This window comes from Mycobacterium sp. NGS69 (assembly GCF_059812165.1).
On record NZ_JCALCD010000004.1, the window covers coordinates 497,193 to 514,237 of the forward strand.

Sequence of the window (17,045 nt, forward strand, 5' to 3'; positions counted from 1 at the left end):
TGCTGGATCGGTTCAGATGAGCCCAAGCTCCGTGACCGCGTTGCGCTCGTCGGCCAGCTCCGCGGTCGACTTGTCGATCCGCCCGCGGGAGAACTCGTCGATGTCCAGGCCCTGCACGATCGACCAGTTGCCGTCCTTGGTGGTCACCGGGAACGACGAGATCAGCCCCTCCGGCACGCCGTAGGAACCGTCGGACACGACAGCCATCGACACCCAGTCACCCTCGGGGCTGCCCAGCAGCCAGGAGCGGGCGGCGTCGATGGTCGCCGACGCGGCCGACGCGGCCGACGAGGCGCCGCGCGCGTCGATGATCGCCGCGCCGCGCTTGGCGACGGTCGGGATGAAGTCGTTCTCGATCCAGGCCTGGTCGCCCACGACCTCGGCCGCGTTCTTGCCGCCGACCTCGGCGTGGAAGATGTCGGGGTACTGGGTGGCCGAGTGGTTGCCCCAGATCGTCATCTTCTTGATGTCGGTGACGGCGGCACCGGTCTTCTTGGCCAGCTGTGTGATCGCCCGGTTGTGGTCGAGGCGGGTGAGCGCCGAGAACCGCTCCTTCGGGATGTCAGGCGCGTTGGTCATCGCGATCAGCGCGTTGGTGTTGGCCGGGTTGCCCGTGACGCCGACGCGCACGTCGTCGGCGGCGACCGAGTTGAGCGCCTTGCCCTGCGCGGTGAAGATCGCGCCGTTGGCCTCCAGCAGGTCGCCGCGCTCCATGCCCGGGCCGCGCGGCCGCGCGCCGACGAGCAGGGCGAGGTTCACGCCGTCGAAGATCTTGTTCGGGTCGGCGCCGATTGCGACGCCCGACAGCAGCGGGAACGCGCAGTCGTCGAGCTCCATCACGACACCCTCGAGCGCCTTGAGCGCCGGCTCGATCTCCAGCAGCCGCAGCTCGATCGGGCGGTCGGCGCCCAGCAGCGCCCCGCTGGCCAGGCGGAACAACAGGCTGTAGCCGATCTGGCCGGCGGCGCCGGTGACGGCGACCTTGACAGGACTTGCGCTCACGTCGATTTACTCCTCGGGACAGTTGCGGTCGACGTCGAAACTAGCGCACCGCCGTCGGCGCGAAATCTCCGGTCCACGGGGCGCGCGGAGTCGTCACGCCGCGTTTCACCAGGACGCGTAGCATTAAGCACCGCTTTCCCGACCCCGCGCCGCGATCGGAGGTGAAGGTGTTTCCCGGACCTGACGCACTGCCCGAAGTGCTGCGACCGCTCGCGAACGAGCCCCGCGAGCCGCGCACCCAGCCCGTCGAGCAACCGCCCATCGAGACCCTGGTCGACTGCGCCGTCTACGCCGACGGCAATCGGCTGCCGGGCAAGTTCACCTACGCCGCCGCGCTCACCCGGGTGCGGCAGAGCGTGGCGTTCGGGCAGGAGGCGTTCGTCTGGGTGGGTTTGCGTGAGCCGAGCCTGACCGAGATGCAGGACGTGGCCGACGTCTTCGGGCTGCACGCGCTGGCCGTCGAAGACGCGGTGTGCGCGCACCAGCGGCCCAAGCTGGAGCGATACGACGAGACGCTCTTCCTGGTGCTGAAGACGGTCAACTACGTCCCGCATGAATCGGTGGCGGCGGCCCGCCAGATCGTCGAAACCGGCGAGATCATGGTGTTCGTCGGCAAGGACTTCGTGGTCACCGTCCGCCACGGCGAGCACGGCGGGCTGTCCGAGGTGCGCAAGCGCCTGGACGCCGACCCCGTGCAGATGCGCCTCGGCCCGTACGCGGTGATGCACGCGATCGCCGACAACGTCGTCGACCATTACCTCGAGGTGAGCAGCCTGATCGAGTCGGACATCGACAGCATCGAGGAAGTGGCATTCGCCCCCGGGCGCAAGATCGACGTCGAACCGATCTATCTGCTCAAGCGCGAGGTCGTCGAACTGCGCCGGTGCGTCAACCCCCTGTCGTCCGCGTTCCATCGGATACAGATCGAAAACAAGGACGTGATCTCCAAGGAGGTGCGGCGCTACCTGCGCGACGTCTCCGACCACCAGTCCGAGGCCGCCGACCACATCAACAGCTACGACGACATGCTGAACTCGCTGATCCAGGCCGCCCTGGCCCGGGTGGGCATGCAGCAGAACAACGACATGCGCAAGATGGCGGCCTGGGCCGGTATCTTGGCCGTGCCCACCATGGTCGCCGCCATCTACGGGATGAACTTTCATTTCATGCCCGAGCTGAACTGGACGTGGGGGTACCCCGGGGTGATGGCCGGCATGGCGGTCGTCTGTCTGGTCCTGTACTTCCAATTCCGCCGCAACAACTGGCTGTAACCTCTGTCTCGCGAGCTGGCGGCAGCAATCAGTCGGGTTGCGCCGCTGGGCGTTTGGGATCCAGCACGTCGACGCCGTCGTTGCTCCAGGCCTGCCGCATCGCCTCGGCGCCCTTGAGCCGCACCCAGGCGGCCTCGGTCGCGGTGATCGGGGTGGCCGACAGGAAACGAACCGGTTCGCGTGGCGGGTCCAGCGACAGATCGGGAATACCGCTGTCGCCCAACAAGACCGCGGTGAACGGCACCCGGCCCGACGGCCATGCCCACAGCGGCGAACCGAGGTCGATCAGGGCGTCGGCGACCAGCACCACCCCGTCGACGGCCGGCGTCGCCGCCAGCACCGCCACACTGCGGGCAATGCCGGTCACCGGCCCGGGATCCCGCAGCGGCAAGACGATCTCGGCGCGCGGGCCGCGCAACGGGTCGGCGACAACTTCGGAGGGGTCGGTCATCGGGTGGCGCGAGCAGCCCAGCGACACGTAGTGAACCAGTCCACCACTGCGAAAGCGCAGCACCTCAATGGGTTCGGTGCCCAGGAACGTCACGCTCGCCGAGTCCGGCTCCGCGCCGGAGAAGTGGTCGCGCAGGTGAGCGCGCACGAGCTCCAGGGTCACTCGGCAGGCGCCAGAGTCAGGTTCGCCCCGGAGTCGGCGTCGAATACGGCGACCTTCGTCGTGTCGAGGGCCAACTCGATCGACTGCCCGATGGTCGCCTTCGACTCCGCGGGAACCCTTGCGACGAACTGATTTTCGTGCACCTCGCCCTGGGCCTCGAGGTCGTCCAGCTGGGCGGAGCGCACGGCAGGGCCCGCGGTGGTGAAGTACACGTACTTGTCGGCGCCCAGCGATTCGACCATGTCGACCTTGACCTCGAAGGTCAGCGCCCTGATGCGCTGGTACCCGTCGATCAACGCCGCGTCTGCCAGGTGCTCGGGCCGCACCCCGACGATGACGTTCGCCGGCTTGTCGTGCTTTGAAATCACCTGCTGCACCTCGGGCGCCAGCATCACCTCGCCGAACGTCAGGTTCAGCCCGTTCTGCGTCAGGTCGGCGGGGAAGAAATTCATCGCCGGCGAGCCGATGAACCCCGCGACGAAAAGATTGGCGGGACGCTCGTAAAGCTCGTCGGGGGCGCCGATCTGCTGCGCCACCCCGCCGTGCATCACCACCACCCGGTCCCCCAGCGTCATCGCCTCGGTTTGGTCGTGGGTGACGTAGACGGTGGTGGTGCCCAATCTCCGCTGCAGCCGGGCGATCTCGCCGCGCATCTGCACCCGCAGCTTGGCATCCAGGTTGGACAGCGGCTCGTCCATCAGGAACGCCTTGGGATGGCGCACGATCGCCCGGCCCATCGCGACCCGCTGCCGCTGCCCGCCCGAAAGCTGGGACGGCTTGCGGTCCAAAAGCTCGGTCAGGTCAAGGGTTTTGGCCGTCTCTTCCACCTTCTGCGCGATCTCGGCCTTCTTCATCTTCGCCAGGGTCAGCGGAAACGCGATGTTCTGCCGCACGGTCATGTGCGGGTAGAGCGCATAGGACTGGAACACCATCGCGATGTCGCGGTCCTTGGGCGCCTTCTCGTTCATCCGTACACCGTCGATGCGCAGCTCGCCCGACGAGATGTCCTCAAGCCCGGCAATCATGTTCAGTGTCGTGGTCTTGCCGCAGCCGGAAGGGCCGACCAGGATCAGGAATTCGCCGTCGGCGATGGTGATGTTCAGGTCCTTCACCGCCGCGGCGCCGTCGGCGTAGCTCTTGTTGACGTTTTCCAACACAATCTCGGCCATCGCGCTATCCCTTCACAGCGCCAGAGGTCAACCCGGCGACAATCCGTCGTTGGAAAATTAGAACAAAAACGATGATCGGGACGGTAATCACGACGGCACCGGCCGCGATCGAGCCGGTCGGCTCCTCGAACTGCGAACTGCCGGAAAAGTTCGCGATCGCCACCGGCGCGGTGATGGCCGCCTTCGTGGCGGTCAGCGACAGCGCCAGCAGCAGGTCGTTCCAGGCGAAGATGAAGACCAGGATCGCCGCGGTCACCAGCCCGGGCGCCGCCAGCGGCACGATCACCCGGCGGAACGCCTGGCCCGGCGTGGCACCGTCCATCTTGGCCGCCTTCTCCAGGTCCCACGGGATCTCCCGGAAGAACGCCGACAGTGTGTAAATGGCAAGGGGCAGAGCGAAAGTGATGTACGGCAGGATCAGGCCGGGCCAGGTGTCGAACAGGCCGAGCGCGCGTTCGATGTTGAACAACGGTGTCACCAGCGAGATGGCCGGGAACATCGTGATCAGCAGGGTGGCGCCGATGAGCAGCCGTTTGCCCGGAAAGTCCAGCCGCGCAACGGCGTAGGCCGCCATCGCTCCCAGCACCACCGCGATCGCCGTGGTGATCAACCCGATCCCGATCGAGTTGATCAGCGCCGAGCTGAAGAACTCGCCCCGGAAGATGCCGCGGTAGTTCTCCATGGTGACCGACGACGGAATCAGCTTGCCGTCCTTGACCGTTGACGACGGTTTGAGCGACAGGGACACGATCCACAGCACCGGGACGAGGGCGTACACCACGACCAGCGTGTCGATCACGGCCCACAGGACGGCGCGCGGGTTAGCCGCCATCGGGTTAGCGGCCATCGCCACCACCGGGCGCGGCCGCGCCGAACACCTTGATGTACACCAGCGCGATGATGCCCACGCAACAGAAGATCAGCACGCTGATCGCCGAGCCCAGGCCCACGTTGAAGCCCTTGAACAGGTTGTCGTAGCCCAGGATTGACACTGAGTCGGTGTTGTTGGCGCCGTCGGTCAGCACGTAGATGTTGTCGAAGATGCGGAAGGCGTCCAGCGTGCGGAACAGCAGCGCGACCACGATCGCCGGCTTGATGATCGGCAGGGTGATCCGGGTCAGCCGGCGCCACGCGCCCGCCCCGTCGACCTGCGCGGCCTTCAACAGGTCCTCGGGCACCAGCGCCAGCCCGGCCAGCAGCAGCAGCGCCATGAACGGAGTGGTCTTCCACACCTCGGCGAGCACCACGATGCCCAGCGACGGAATCTGTTGCGTCAGCGGCGCTTGGGTAAGAGGGGAGCCCTGCGGCAACAGGTTGGCCAGGTAGCCGGTCCCCGGCGTCCAGGCGTAGTACCAGCTGTACGACGCGACGACGGTGACGATGCCGTACGGGATCAGCACCGCGGTCCGCACCAGGCCCTTGCCGACCAGCGTGCGGTGCATCACCAGGGCCAGCGCCAGCCCCACCACGAACTCGATCGACACCGAAACCGCCGTGATCCCCAGCGTCACCGAAAGCGCCGTCCACCAGTACCGGTCGGTCAGGATCGTCTGGTAGTTGCCCAGCCCGACGAAGGCGGTGTCGCCCGGCGTGGCAAGGTTGTTGCGCTGCAGGCTAAGCCACACCGCGTAGCCGATCGGGTACGCCGTCACCGTGAGCATCAGGATCGCCGCCGGCGCCACCAGAGCGAAGGCCAGCCGCCGCTCCGAAGCGGTTGCGGTCACGGCAGCAGCCCCTTGCCGTCGATGGCCCGCTGCGCCTGCGCGGCGAGTTCGTCGGCCGTGCGCTCCGGGTCGATCCGGGTGATCGGGCTCAGCGCCGCCGACAGCCGCAGCGACAACGCTTGGTACACCGGCGTTGCCGGGCGCACGGCCGCGTCGGTGAGCTGCTGGCGGATCACGGTGTACATCGGATACTTGGCCTGAAATTGCGGATCGGAATACAGCGACGTCCGCACCGCGGGCAGGCCGCCCTGGATCGACACGTACTTCTGGCTCTGCAGGCTGCGCAGGCAGCGCACCGCCTCGAACGCCTCCGCGCGGTGGCGGGTGGTGCTGGCCACCGCCAGGTTCAGCCCGCCGATGGTCACCTTGGCCGGCCGGCCCGGCGCCACCCGCGGGTACGGCGCGAAACCGAACACCTGCCGGCTTGCCTCGTAGGCGATGCGGAATTGCTCGTCGGTGGGTACGAACGTGCCGACGTCGTCGATGCTGCCGGCCAGCGCCGGATCGCGGTTCAGCGGCAGGAACGGCACCCCGCCCTTGACCGCGTTCTCCAGCAGGGACGCCAGCACGTAGGGCCAGTTGACCTCGAGCGCGGCCTTGCCCTGCTCCACCGCCAGCCGGGCGGTGCCCTCGTCGGTCCGGCTGATCGACGGGTCGGCCCCGGGCGCGGTGGCCACCGACTTGAGGACCCGCAGGGCGTCGACGGTGGCCGCCCGGTGCGCCGGCGTGTCGGTCAGCGTGACCCGCCGGCCGTCCTCGGAGAGCACCTGTCCGCCGGCGCTCACCAGCAGCGTGTTGAACCACACGACCAGGCCCTCGCCCTCGTTGGCCTGCGCGGCGATCCACGCGGGCTGGCCCGCGGCGTGCAGCCGGGCGGCCTCGGTCACCATCCCGTCCCAGGTGTCCGGCGGCGCCGCCACCAAATCCGGTCGATACCAAAGCAATTGCGTGTTGGTCGTCACGGGTGCGCCGTAGAGACGCTGCTTCCAGCGCGCCGACGCGAGCGGACCCGGCAGGGTGTCGACGGTGGCGTCGGTCTCGGCCTGCCCCGCGGGATCGTCGGACAGCGGCAGCGCCCAGCCGGCCTCGGCGAACTCCGCGGTCCACACCACGTCCAGCGCCATCACGTCCAGGCCGCGGTCGTGCGCGCTGAGGCGCCGGGCCAGCTGCACCCGCTGCTCGCCGGGCCCCCTGGGCAGGCTCACGTGCCGGACCGTGAACCCTAATTGCGCGGTGCACTGCTGCGCGACCGCGGTGAACGTCGCCGCGTCGGTGGCCGGCGTGTAGAAGCTGACCACCAGCCCGGAGCCGGGCGCCCCGCAGGCCGACGACGCGACGGTGAGCGACGCCAGGACGACTGCGCCTAGTCGGCGTGCGCGCCCACGACGACTCACCACCAATTCAGATCGCCAGGCGCGCCAGCAGATCCCGCGCCTTCTCTGCGTTTTGCGGATCGCAGAGCACGTCGTAGCGGCCGGCCACCAACTGCATGGTGGAGCTGAAATCCCTTGTGCCACGGGCCATTGCGTACGGGACGGCGGAGGTGATCAAGCCGAAGAACACCCCGGCGACCAGACCGGTGACCAGCGCGGCCCAGGGATTGGGGCTGAAGAAGCCGAGCACCAACCCGATGAACAGACCGAGCCAGGCCCCGCTGATCACCCCGCCGCCGAGCACCTTGGGCCACGACAGCCGACCCGTTACGCGTTCGACCTGCATGAGGTCGACGCCGACGATGGTCACCTGCTGCACCGGGAACTGTTGGTCGGAAAGGTAGTCCACGGCGCGCTGCGCCTCGGCGTAGGTGGGATAGGAGCCGACGGGCCAGCCCTTGGGCGGTGTCGGCAGCGAGGGCACGCCGCGCCGACCGGCCGCCGCGCCCGTGGGCGTGGCGCCGGGAACCTGTCCGGGCTGGAAAGGACTAGTCATCGCCGCTCATTCTCCTCCGCCTCGGCCATCCTCTCATCCCGAGGCCGTTTTGCTAGGTTGAGCAGCATGTCAGTCCCCGGCGGCCCCGCCGACGACGCCAACACGCCGCAAGGCGGCGGCCGGGACGATTGGACGCCGCCCTGGGATCCGCCCGCGATCGACTATCCGGCGTATTCGCCGCCCGATTACCCGCCCGGTTATCCGCCCGCCTATCCGCCCGCCTATCCCGCCGACTATCCCCCGCCGATGCCGCCGGGCTACGGCGCCCCGCCCTACCCGCCGCCCGGCTACGGGCCCCCGGCATATCCGCCCCCATACCCCGGCTATGGGCCGCCATCCTATCCCGGCGGCTACTACGCGACACCGGACTACCGGGTCCAGCCCGGGACCAACGGCATGGCGATCGCCTCGCTCATCTCGTCGTTCACCGGCTTCCTCTGCTGCGGCATCGGCTCGATCCTGGCCATCGTGCTGGGCGTGGTCGCGCTAAGCCAGATCAAGCAGACCCGCCAGGAGGGCTACGGCCTGGCCGTCACGGGCATCGTGATCGGCGCGGGCACCCTGGTGGTGTTTTTGATAGTCGCGATGTTCAGCATCCGTTCCCATTAGGGCGGCCCAGCGGAAAAGCGGGCGTGGCCGCCTGCCATCCGGGCGGCGCCTGAATAGGCTCTCTGGCATGGGACCGGTCAACAGGGTGTACGTCGCGCGGCTCCCGCGAATGCTGGTGTTGGGTCCGCTCGGCGAAAGCTTCGGCCGCGTGCGCGATGTGGTGATCAGCATCAGCATCGTCCGCCAGCAGCCCCGGGTCCTGGGACTGGTCGTCGATTTGGCCACGCGCCGCAGCATTTTCATCCCGATGCTGCGGGTCGCCGCGATCGAGCCCAACGCCGTCACGCTCAACACCGGCAGCGTTTCGTTGCGCCACTTCGAACAGCGGCCGGGCGAGGTCCTGGCCATGGGCCAGGTGCTCGACACCGTCGTCAAGGTCAACGATCCCGAACTGCCGGAGCTGGCCGGCCTCGACGTCGTCATCACCGACCTGGGCATCGAACAGATCCGCACGCGCGACTGGTTGGTCACCCGGGTCGCCGTCCGCACGCAGCGACGGCTGGGCCGGCGCGGCCCCGTGCACGTCGTGGACTGGCAGAACGTCCAGGGCCTGACCCCGTCGGCGCTGGCGCTGCCGGGCCAGGGGGTGGCGCAGCTGCTGGACCAGTTCGAGGGGCGTAAGGCGGTCGACGTGGCCGACGCGATCCGCGGGCTGCCGCCCAAGCGCCGCTACGAGGTGCTCAAGGCGCTCGACGACGACCGGCTGGCCGACGTCTTGCAGGAGCTGCCCGAGTTGGATCAGGCCGACGTGCTCTCGCAGCTCGGCACCGACCGTTCGGCCGACGTGCTCGAGGAGATGGATCCCGACGACGCCGCCGACCTGCTGGGCGTGCTGAACCCGACGGACGCCGAGATGCTGTTGACCCGGATGGACCCCGACGAGTCGGAACCGGTGCGCCGGCTGTTGACCCACTCCCCCGACACCGCCGGCGGCCTGATGACCTCCGACCCGGTGGTGCTCACCCCGGACACGTCCGTCGCCGAGGCGCTGGCCCGGGTCCGCGACCCCGACCTCACCGCGGCGCTGTCGTCCATGGTGTTCGTGGCGCGCCCGCCGACGGCCACCCCCACCGGGCGCTACCTGGGCTGCATCCCGTTGCAGCGGCTGCTGCGCGAGGCGCCGGCCGAGCTGGTCGGCGGGATCGTCGACAGCGACCTGCTGACGCTGACGCCGGAGACCCCGCTCGGCGCGGTCACCCGCTACCTCGCCGCGTACAACCTGGTGTGCGGACCCGTGCTCGACGACCAGAACCACCTGTTGGGCGCGGTGACCGTGGACGACCTGCTCGACCATCTGCTCCCGCACGACTGGCGAGTGGATGTGCAGCAGTTGGACACCACCGGCCGAATCGAACGACGACTGGGAGGGTCCGGGTGAGCAAGTCCACGGCACCGCGACGGCTGTACACCCCCCGGACGTCGCGCCGGTATTCGCCGCGCGTCGACCCCGAGGCCGTCGGGCAGATCACCGAGTCCATCGCGCGTTTCTTCGGCACCGGCCGCTACCTGCTGATCCAGACGATCATCGTGATTGCCTGGATCTTGGTGAACGTGTTCGCCGCGGCGTTGCGCTGGGACCCGTACCCGTTCATCCTGCTGAACCTCGCCTTCTCCACGCAGGCCGCCTACGCGGCGCCGCTGATCCTGCTCGCCCAGAACCGCCAGGAGAACCGGGACCGCGTCGCGCTCGAAGAGGATCGTCGGCGCGCCGCCCAGACCAAGGCCGACACCGAGTACCTGGCCCGCGAACTGGCGGCGCTGCGGCTGGCCGTGGGCGAGGTCGTGACGCGCGACTACCTGCGCGACGAGCTGGAGGACCTGCGATCTATGCTTGCGCGGTTGCAGCCGGAAGGTGCGGACCGGGAGGTCGTGGGGGCGGGTGACGAACGGGAGCCGACGGCTAAGAAATCCCGCTAATTATCAAATCCCCCATTGCGCCACTCCCGTCACGGGGGTTATGTATTGTGATCTGGTTCACGAAGCTAAGCAGGTAGTTCCCGACCTTAGGACCGTCGAGTGCGCATTGGGGCACGCTGGGGTAAACGCCCCGACGCCGCGGCCGAGCGGCAGCGTGCACGCCTGACAAAATCGCCGGCTTTCGGCGTTGCCGTCATCACTCCCCTGGTCTTCGCCGGAGCGGTCGGCGGCGCGGCCCCCACCCTTCCCGGGCGTACCCCGCCGGTGCACAGCCAGGTCATGCCGGTGCGCGACGCCGCGATCTTTCCGGTGGCCGCGGTGTCGCCGACCGTGCCCGACACCACCGGGCCGGTCGTCTTCGCCATCGACCGGGCGCCGACGGCGTTCCACATCGCCGAGGCCGCCCCGTCCGCGCCGCCTCCCCCGATGGTCGTGAGTGCGCCCGGCGCGCTTGGCATTCCGTCCGTCGCGCTCGCCGCGTACCGCAGCGCCGAACAGAAGATGGCCGTCGCCGCCCCGGGCTGCGGCGTCAGCTGGAACCTGCTCGCCGGGATCGGGCGCATCGAATCCGGCCACGCGAGTGGCGGCGCCGTCGATGCGCGCGGCACCGCCGTCGTCCCGATCTACGGCCCCGCGCTGGACGGCACGCTGCCCGGCAACGAGGTCATCCTGCAAAGCAGCACCGGCAACCGCCCCACCTATGCGCGCGCGATGGGGCCGATGCAGTTCCTGCCGGGCACCTGGGCGCGCTACGCCGCCGACGGCAAGGGCGACGGAACCGCCGACCCGCAGAACCTGTTCGACGCCACCCTGGCGGCCGCCCGCTACCTGTGCAGTGGCGGGCTGAACCTGCGCGACCCGGCGCAGGTCATGTCCGCGATCCTGCGCTACAACAACTCGATGGCCTACGCGCAGAACGTGCTGGGCTGGGCCGCGGCCTATGCCACCGGCGTGGTCCCCGTCGACCTGCCGCCGATGACCGGACCGCCGCCGCCGCTCGGCAACGCGCACGACGACCACCCGGAGGGCCTCGGGCCCAACCTGCCGATGAACGTCATCGGCCTGCCGTCGGACGACTTCTTCGCGCGGACGCCGCTGATCGACCTGAGCGGGACACCGCCCACCGGCCAGCAGCCGATGTACCCGTGGATGTCGCCCGCGCCGCAGCAGGCGCCCACGCAGCTGCCCGGCTGCACCGTGATCTGCATCGGCCCCCAAAGCCCGACGGCGCCGGCGCCTTTCGGGCAGCCGGCGTTCGCGCCGCCGCCCCCGCCCGCGATGCCCGCGGCCCCGCCCGCCGGTCCGGCCGGCCCGGGTCCCGCCGGCGCGCCCAGGGCGCCCGGTCCGGCCGGCTAACCGGTCCGACTGCGCACGCCTAGACTCGGTGGTGATGACCACCGATCTAGCTGCCGCCATCCGCACCGCCCTGGGGAAGGTGATCGACCCCGAATTGCGCCGTCCCATCACCGAACTCGGGATGGTCAAGAGCGTCGACGTCGACGCCGACGGCGCGGTGCACGTGGGGATCTACCTGACCACCGCCGCCTGCCCGAAGAAGACCGAAATCACCGAGCGGGTCGCCGCCGCGGTCGCCGACGTGCCGGGCACCGGCGCGGTCAAGGTCAGCCTGGACGTGATGAACGACGAGCAGCGCACCGAGCTGCGCAAGCAGCTGCGCGGTGACGCGGCCGAGCCCGTCATCCCCTTCGCCCAGCCCAGCTCCCTGACCCGGGTCTACGCCGTCGCGTCCGGCAAGGGCGGGGTCGGCAAGTCCACCGTCACGGTCAATCTGGCCGCGGCGATGGCCGCCCGCGGACTGTCGGTCGGCGTGCTGGACGCCGACATCCACGGCCACTCCATCCCACGGATGATGGGCACCACCGACCGGCCCACGCAGGTCGAGTCGATGATCCTGCCGCCCATCGCCCACGAGGTGAAGGTCATCTCGATCGCCCAGTTCACGCAGGGCAACACCCCGGTGGTGTGGCGCGGGCCGATGCTGCACCGGGCGCTGCAGCAGTTCCTGGCCGACGTGTACTGGGGCGACCTGGACGTCCTGCTGCTCGACCTGCCCCCGGGCACCGGCGACGTCGCCATCTCGGTCGCCCAGCTGATCCCCAACGCGGAGATCCTCGTCGTGACCACCCCCCAGCTGGCCGCGGCCGAGGTCGCCGAACGGGCCGGCAGCATCGCCCTGCAGACCCGCCAGCGCATCGTCGGCGTCGTGGAGAACATGTCCGGGCTGACGCTGCCCGACGGCACCACGATGCAGGTGTTCGGCGAGGGCGGCGGCCGGCAGGTCGCCGAGCGGTTGTCCCGCGCCGTCGGCGCCGACGTGCCGCTGCTGGGTCAGATCCCGCTGGACCCGTCGCTGGTGGCCGCCGGCGACTCTGGTGTCCCGGTCGTGCTGAGCGCGCCGGACTCCCCGGTCGGCAAGGAACTGCGCGGCGTGGCCGACGCCCTGTCGTCGCGAAAGCGCGGCCTGGCGGGGGTGTCGCTGGGGCTGGACCCCACGCGCCGCTGACTCACTGCCGGCGAGCGACCGTGTTTGTACGCCGACACGCCGTCATAGGCGTGCATTTGCGGGCGCTCGCGCCGAAGGGGATCAGGTCGCGTCGGTATCGAACGGCACGGGGCCCTCGACGGGCCGCGGCGCAGGCGCCGCCGCGGGCGGGGCGCCGTTCACCGGCCGGTCGAAGTTCCCAGTCAGGAACGAGTCGTCGCCATCCAGGAGGTGCTTGGTCAGCGCGGCGCGCGGGGTCATGCCGCGCAGCTTCTGCAACTCAGACAGTGGGGCGCGCAGGTCGTCGAACTCGGGCCCGATGTCCTCGCGTAGCTGGCTGGTCACCCCGCTGAGGTAGTCGCGCGCCTGCCGCAACGCGGTGGACGTCCAGCGGATGGCGCCGGGCAGGCGCTCCGGCCCGAGGATGACCAGCCCGACCACGACGAGCACCAGGATGTGCTCCCAACTGAGGTTGGAGAACATCGTTAGTCCGGCTCCGGTTTCACCGTCAGCGTGACGTGCCGGCCGTCGCGGACCACCTCCACCGGGGAGTCCTGCCCGATGGTCAGCTGCCGGACGGCGACGACGAATTCGTCGGCGTCGGCGACCTTGCGGTTGCCGACCTTGACGATCACGTCGTTCTCCAGGATGCCGCCCTTTTGCGCGGGGCTGCCCGCCTTGACGTTTGCGACCTGCGCGCCGGAGGCGATCGCGTTGCTCACCGAGCGGGTGCTGACCCCGAGCGTCGGGTGCACGATCTTGCCGTCCTTGATCAGCGTCTGCGCGACCTGCTTGGCCTCGTTGATCGGGATCGCGAAGCCCAGCCCGCTGGCGCTGTCCGACAGCGACTTGCCCGCGGTGTCGATGCCGATCACCTGGGAATCCATGTCGATCAGCGGGCCGCCGGAGTTGCCGTGGTTGATCGAGGCGTCGGTCTGCAGCGCATCGATGACGGTGTCGGTGTCCGAGCCCTCCCCCGACAGTGGGACGGGACGGTGCAGGGCGCTGATGATGCCGTGGGTCACGGTGCTGCGCAGCCCCAGCGGCGCACCGGCGGCGATCACCTCGTCTCCGACGCGCACCTTGTCGGAGTCGCCGAGCCGGGCCACGGTCAGGTTGTCGACGTTGTCGACCTTGAGCACGGCCAGGTCGGTCTTCGGGTCGCGTCCCACCAGGTTGGCGGGGACTTCCTTGCCGTCGTTGAACACCACGGTCGTCTTGAACTGGCTCGGGTTGTTGGCGGCCTCGGAGATCACGTGGTTGTTGGTCACGATATAGCCGCGGCCGTCGATGACGACGCCGGAGCCTTGCATACCCTCCTGGTCGCTCTTCGACTCGATGGTCACCACGGAATTGGCGGTCGCGGCCGCCACCTTGGCGAACCGGCCCGCCGGCGACTCGCCGTTGCCGTTGGTCGCCAGGCTCACCTTCGAGGTGGTGAACGCCTCGACGACCTCGGCCGTCTTGCGGCCGATCACGCCGCCGATCACGCCGACCACCAACGCGATCGACAGCAGGACGGCCAGCGCCAGGTAGGACACCTTGCGCCCGAACAACACGTCGCGCACCCCGAGCTTGCCGGTGTAACCCGGCACGCCCGGCGGCGGCGCCGGCGCCACCGCCGGGGTTCCCAGGGCGGCCCCGGCGGCGGGGTCGCGCCAGGGGTCTTCGGCGCCCTCCGGCTCGGCGCCGTCCTGCTCGGCCGCCAGCGCGCCGGCATCGATCGGGTGCCGCTGCAGCGTGTCCATGGTGCCGACCGGCTTGCTGAAGGCCTCCTCGAGGACGGGGTCGGCCGGTTGCTCGTGGGGCGCGAATTCGCCCTCGTCGCGGTACTTCGACGGGCGCACGCGATCGGCGACGAAGGAACCCTGCTGCCCGGCGGGACGGCTGAACAACTGACGCGATGCGGGGTCGACCGGGGGCCGTGAGATGGGACGCGGCGCCAGGCGGTTACCGCCCCTGCTGTCCGCGTTTCCGGTGTCGTTGCCGTCGGAGGTCACGTTACCCCTTTGGATTCTCTTCTCGAGCGCTCGAGACAGGCCGCTTACGAGGCGCGCTGCGGCGCGGCGGCACTGTGCATGTCCACCCTAGTATCCACGGGTGCGGTGACTATCGGCGCTTACGCTGTTCGCGCGTATCACGCTCGGATTTGTCGTCGTCGGACGGATAGTGCGGGATCTCGGACAGCAGCCCGAGCAGGTTGCTGGGGATGCGGATCGGGTGCGAGTCCCGCAGCGCGGCCCGCGCCCGGCTCTGATCCTCGACTTCGGCCGCGCATTCCGGGCACAGGGAGAGGTGATGCGCGGCCCGCAGGTGCGCATTCATCCGCAGCTCGCCGTCGACGAACGCCGCGATCGCCTCGATGGACAGGTGCTCGGTGGAACGGAACCGGCGCGGTGCGCCGACGGGCTCGTCGCTCTGGGAGGCGAACTGTGCGGGAAGCCAGGAGAACGCGCGGCGGAACACCTCTCCGCGGTCGACCATCACCGCATCCCTTCAAGGACCTCTAAGAAATCTAAGGCGCGCATAATTCGAATGTAGCGCGGCCGGGCCCCCGACACCCCCTGTACGGCCCGCAAAACCCCACGATTCGCAGCCAAATTCACTGCGATCTGGAAGTGCGGGCCGCTAAGCCGACTTGGCCTGGGCCGCGTCGCCGCGTTGTGGGTGCGCGGCCAGGTAGTCGCGCAGCGCCTGGCGCCCGCGGTGGATGCGGCTGCGCACGGTGCCGAGCTTTACGCCCAGCGTGGCGCCGATCTCCTCGTAGGACAGGCCCTCGATGTCACACAGCACGACCGCGGCGCGAAATTCCGGCAGCAGCGAATCCAGCGCGGCCTGAAGGTCGGGCCCGAGCCGCGAGTCATGATAGATCTGCTCGGGGTTGGGTTCGTCCGCGGGCACCCGGTCGTAATCCTCGGGCAGCGCCTCCATGCGGATGCGGGCGCGCCGGCGCACCATGTCGAGGAACAGGTTGGTGGTGATGCGGTGCAGCCAGCCCTCGAAGGTTCCGGGCTGGTAGTTCTGCACCGAGCGGAAAACCCGGATGAAGGTCTCCTGGGTCAGGTCCTCGGCGTCCTGCTGGTTGCCGGAGAGCCGGTAGGCCAGCCGGTACACGCGATCAGCGTGCTGGCGCACCAGCTCGTCCCACGACGGCATGGCCGCCTTGTCCCCGGTCGCGTCGAACACCGCGGTGCCCTGCAACGCGTCCGTCGGCTCCACCCATTCGTCGTCCCGGCAGTCCTGGGCGTGCGACATGGTGGTCGGGCTCAAAAGCGCTGTGGTGATTGGATCCTCCAGAATTGGCCTGCCGTCGAAGTCCGACAGCTCGTCGACCGCGTCAACGCGGAGTTCCCAGCGTGTATTCCCATTCCGGCGATTTGTATTCCCGGTCCCCCGCACCCCGCGTTCCATATGCATACCGTCACCCATCGGCGTATGCGGGGCATAGGAGCAATCTGAGGTTTGGCTGAGAAACCATATCGTTACAAGCGTTGAGCAGGGCGAATCCGTCGGACAGTGAGCTGCGTCGCGCCCCGGGCTCCGGGCGTGTCGGGGCGGCCCGGCTAAGGCGCGCCTGCCCGAGTGCGCGGCGAATTGGAATACGCTGCGGGCATGGACGGCACCGACGAAAAAACCCCCGCCCCGGCGGCCCCGAGTCGAGCCGAATCGCTGGTCGCGCACGCCGAGGCGTCGATATCCGAGGACGCGCTCCTGGCGGCCGCCCGCGAACGCGCCGAGGAGATCGGCGCCGCGGCGGTGACGCCCGCGGTCGGGGCGCTGTTGAGCCTGCTGACCAAGCTCAGCGGCGGCAAGGCCGTCGCGGAGGTGGGCACCGGCGCCGGCGTCAGCGGGCTCTGGCTGTTGTCGGGCATGAGCGACGACGGCGTGCTGACCACGATCGACATCGAGCCCGAGTACCTGCGGATCGCCAAGCAGGCGTTCTCCGACGCCGGCGTCGGACCGTCGCGCACCCGGCTGATCGGCGGCCGCGCCCAGGAGGTGCTCACCCGGCTCGCCGACCAGTCCTATGACCTGGTGTTCATCGATGCCGACCCGATCGACCAGCCGGACTATGTCGTCGAGGGCGTGCGGTTGCTGCGGTCCGGCGGCGTCATCGTGGTGCACCGCGCGGCGCTGGGCGGCCGGGCGGGCGATCCCGCGGCCCGCGACGCGGAGGTGACCGCGGTGCGCGAGGCGGCCCGGCTGATCGCCGAGGACGAACGGCTCACCCCCGCCCTGGTGCCGCTCGGCGACGGGTTGCTGGCCGCCGTCCGCGACTAGTTCTCCCGGCGAGCCAAATCTTTACGA

At 69.5% G+C, this 17,045-nt stretch carries 18 protein-coding genes; 7 read left to right on the forward strand and 11 right to left on the reverse strand.

What is annotated here, in order from left to right; genetic code table 11:
* Positions 1–12: 12 nt before the first annotated feature.
* Complete coding sequence (locus tag AC5Y2S_RS15120; RefSeq protein WP_499956903.1) at positions 13–1,002, reverse strand: malate dehydrogenase; 990 nt, start codon at positions 1,000–1,002, stop codon at positions 13–15.
* Positions 1,003–1,169: 167 nt separating this feature from the next.
* Between AC5Y2S_RS15120 and corA the strand changes: the two genes are divergently transcribed.
* Positions 1,170–2,273 carry a magnesium/cobalt transporter CorA gene (gene corA / locus AC5Y2S_RS15125; RefSeq protein WP_499956904.1) on the forward strand — a complete coding sequence of 368 codons (1,104 nt, stop codon included), beginning with the start codon at positions 1,170–1,172 and terminating at the stop codon, positions 2,271–2,273.
* Between the two features lie 28 nt (positions 2,274–2,301).
* Here corA and AC5Y2S_RS15130 read toward each other — a convergent pair whose 3' ends face one another.
* Genes AC5Y2S_RS15130 through AC5Y2S_RS15155 form a run of 6 tightly spaced genes read right to left on the reverse strand, consistent with a single transcriptional unit; the run spans position 2,302 to position 7,708 of the window.
* Positions 2,302–2,880 carry a suppressor of fused domain protein gene (locus tag AC5Y2S_RS15130; RefSeq protein WP_499957061.1) on the reverse strand — a complete coding sequence of 193 codons (579 nt, stop codon included), beginning with the start codon at positions 2,878–2,880 and terminating at the stop codon, positions 2,302–2,304.
* A gap of 2 nt (positions 2,881–2,882) precedes the next feature.
* Complete coding sequence (locus AC5Y2S_RS15135; RefSeq protein WP_499956905.1) at positions 2,883–4,055, reverse strand: ABC transporter ATP-binding protein; 1,173 nt, start codon at positions 4,053–4,055, stop codon at positions 2,883–2,885.
* A gap of 4 nt (positions 4,056–4,059) precedes the next feature.
* Positions 4,060–4,887 (reverse strand): carbohydrate ABC transporter permease, encoded by an 828-nt coding sequence (locus tag AC5Y2S_RS15140; protein ID WP_499957062.1) that lies wholly within the window; start codon positions 4,885–4,887, stop codon positions 4,060–4,062.
* Between the two features lie 4 nt (positions 4,888–4,891).
* Positions 4,892–5,779: a carbohydrate ABC transporter permease gene (locus tag AC5Y2S_RS15145; protein ID WP_499956906.1), complete on the reverse strand. Its 888-nt coding sequence runs from the start codon at positions 5,777–5,779 to the stop codon at positions 4,892–4,894.
* Positions 5,776–7,176 (reverse strand): extracellular solute-binding protein, encoded by a 1,401-nt coding sequence (locus AC5Y2S_RS15150; RefSeq protein WP_499956907.1) that lies wholly within the window; start codon positions 7,174–7,176, stop codon positions 5,776–5,778. The genes AC5Y2S_RS15145 and AC5Y2S_RS15150 overlap by 4 nt, the downstream gene beginning before the upstream one ends.
* Before the next feature lie 4 nt (positions 7,177–7,180).
* Positions 7,181–7,708, reverse strand: coding sequence for a YflT domain-containing protein (locus tag AC5Y2S_RS15155; protein WP_499904622.1), 528 nt, complete (start codon positions 7,706–7,708; stop codon positions 7,181–7,183).
* A 66-nt stretch (positions 7,709–7,774) separates the two neighbouring features.
* Between AC5Y2S_RS15155 and AC5Y2S_RS15160 the strand changes: the two genes are divergently transcribed.
* From AC5Y2S_RS15160 to AC5Y2S_RS15180, 5 genes are all read left to right on the forward strand, one after another.
* On the forward strand, positions 7,775–8,317 hold the full coding sequence (locus AC5Y2S_RS15160) for a DUF4190 domain-containing protein (RefSeq protein ID WP_499956908.1): 543 nt from the start codon (positions 7,775–7,777) through the stop codon (positions 8,315–8,317).
* A gap of 67 nt (positions 8,318–8,384) precedes the next feature.
* Entirely contained in the window at positions 8,385–9,695 is a 1,311-nt protein-coding gene (locus AC5Y2S_RS15165; RefSeq protein WP_499956909.1) for a magnesium transporter MgtE N-terminal domain-containing protein, read from the forward strand.
* On the forward strand, positions 9,692–10,234 hold the full coding sequence (locus tag AC5Y2S_RS15170) for a DUF1003 domain-containing protein (RefSeq protein WP_499956910.1): 543 nt from the start codon (positions 9,692–9,694) through the stop codon (positions 10,232–10,234). The genes AC5Y2S_RS15165 and AC5Y2S_RS15170 overlap by 4 nt, the downstream gene beginning before the upstream one ends.
* A gap of 99 nt (positions 10,235–10,333) precedes the next feature.
* The gene (locus AC5Y2S_RS15175; RefSeq protein ID WP_499956911.1) at positions 10,334–11,590 is read left to right on the forward strand and encodes a lytic transglycosylase domain-containing protein; all 1,257 of its coding nucleotides are present in this window, start codon (positions 10,334–10,336) and stop codon (positions 11,588–11,590) included.
* A 34-nt stretch (positions 11,591–11,624) separates the two neighbouring features.
* Positions 11,625–12,758 (forward strand): Mrp/NBP35 family ATP-binding protein, encoded by a 1,134-nt coding sequence (locus AC5Y2S_RS15180; protein ID WP_499904630.1) that lies wholly within the window; start codon positions 11,625–11,627, stop codon positions 12,756–12,758.
* Positions 12,759–12,839: 81 nt separating this feature from the next.
* Here AC5Y2S_RS15180 and tatB read toward each other — a convergent pair whose 3' ends face one another.
* The 4 genes from tatB to sigE form a co-directional block, all read right to left on the reverse strand.
* Complete coding sequence (tatB, locus tag AC5Y2S_RS15185) at positions 12,840–13,220, reverse strand: Sec-independent protein translocase protein TatB (protein WP_499882593.1); 381 nt, start codon at positions 13,218–13,220, stop codon at positions 12,840–12,842.
* 2 nt (positions 13,221–13,222) lie between these two features.
* Entirely contained in the window at positions 13,223–14,737 is a 1,515-nt protein-coding gene (gene htrA, locus AC5Y2S_RS15190) for a serine protease HtrA (RefSeq protein WP_499956912.1), read from the reverse strand.
* A 109-nt stretch (positions 14,738–14,846) separates the two neighbouring features.
* Positions 14,847–15,221, reverse strand: a complete 375-nt coding sequence (gene rseA / locus AC5Y2S_RS15195; RefSeq protein ID WP_499956913.1) for an anti-sigma E factor RseA — start codon at positions 15,219–15,221, stop codon at positions 14,847–14,849.
* Between the two features lie 144 nt (positions 15,222–15,365).
* Positions 15,366–16,148 carry an RNA polymerase sigma factor SigE gene (sigE, locus tag AC5Y2S_RS15200; RefSeq protein ID WP_499957063.1) on the reverse strand — a complete coding sequence of 261 codons (783 nt, stop codon included), beginning with the start codon at positions 16,146–16,148 and terminating at the stop codon, positions 15,366–15,368.
* Positions 16,149–16,349: 201 nt separating this feature from the next.
* On the opposite strand from sigE, the gene AC5Y2S_RS15205 reads away from it, so the two are divergent.
* Entirely contained in the window at positions 16,350–17,018 is a 669-nt protein-coding gene (locus tag AC5Y2S_RS15205; protein WP_499904634.1) for an O-methyltransferase, read from the forward strand.
* Positions 17,019–17,045 lie beyond the last annotated feature (27 nt).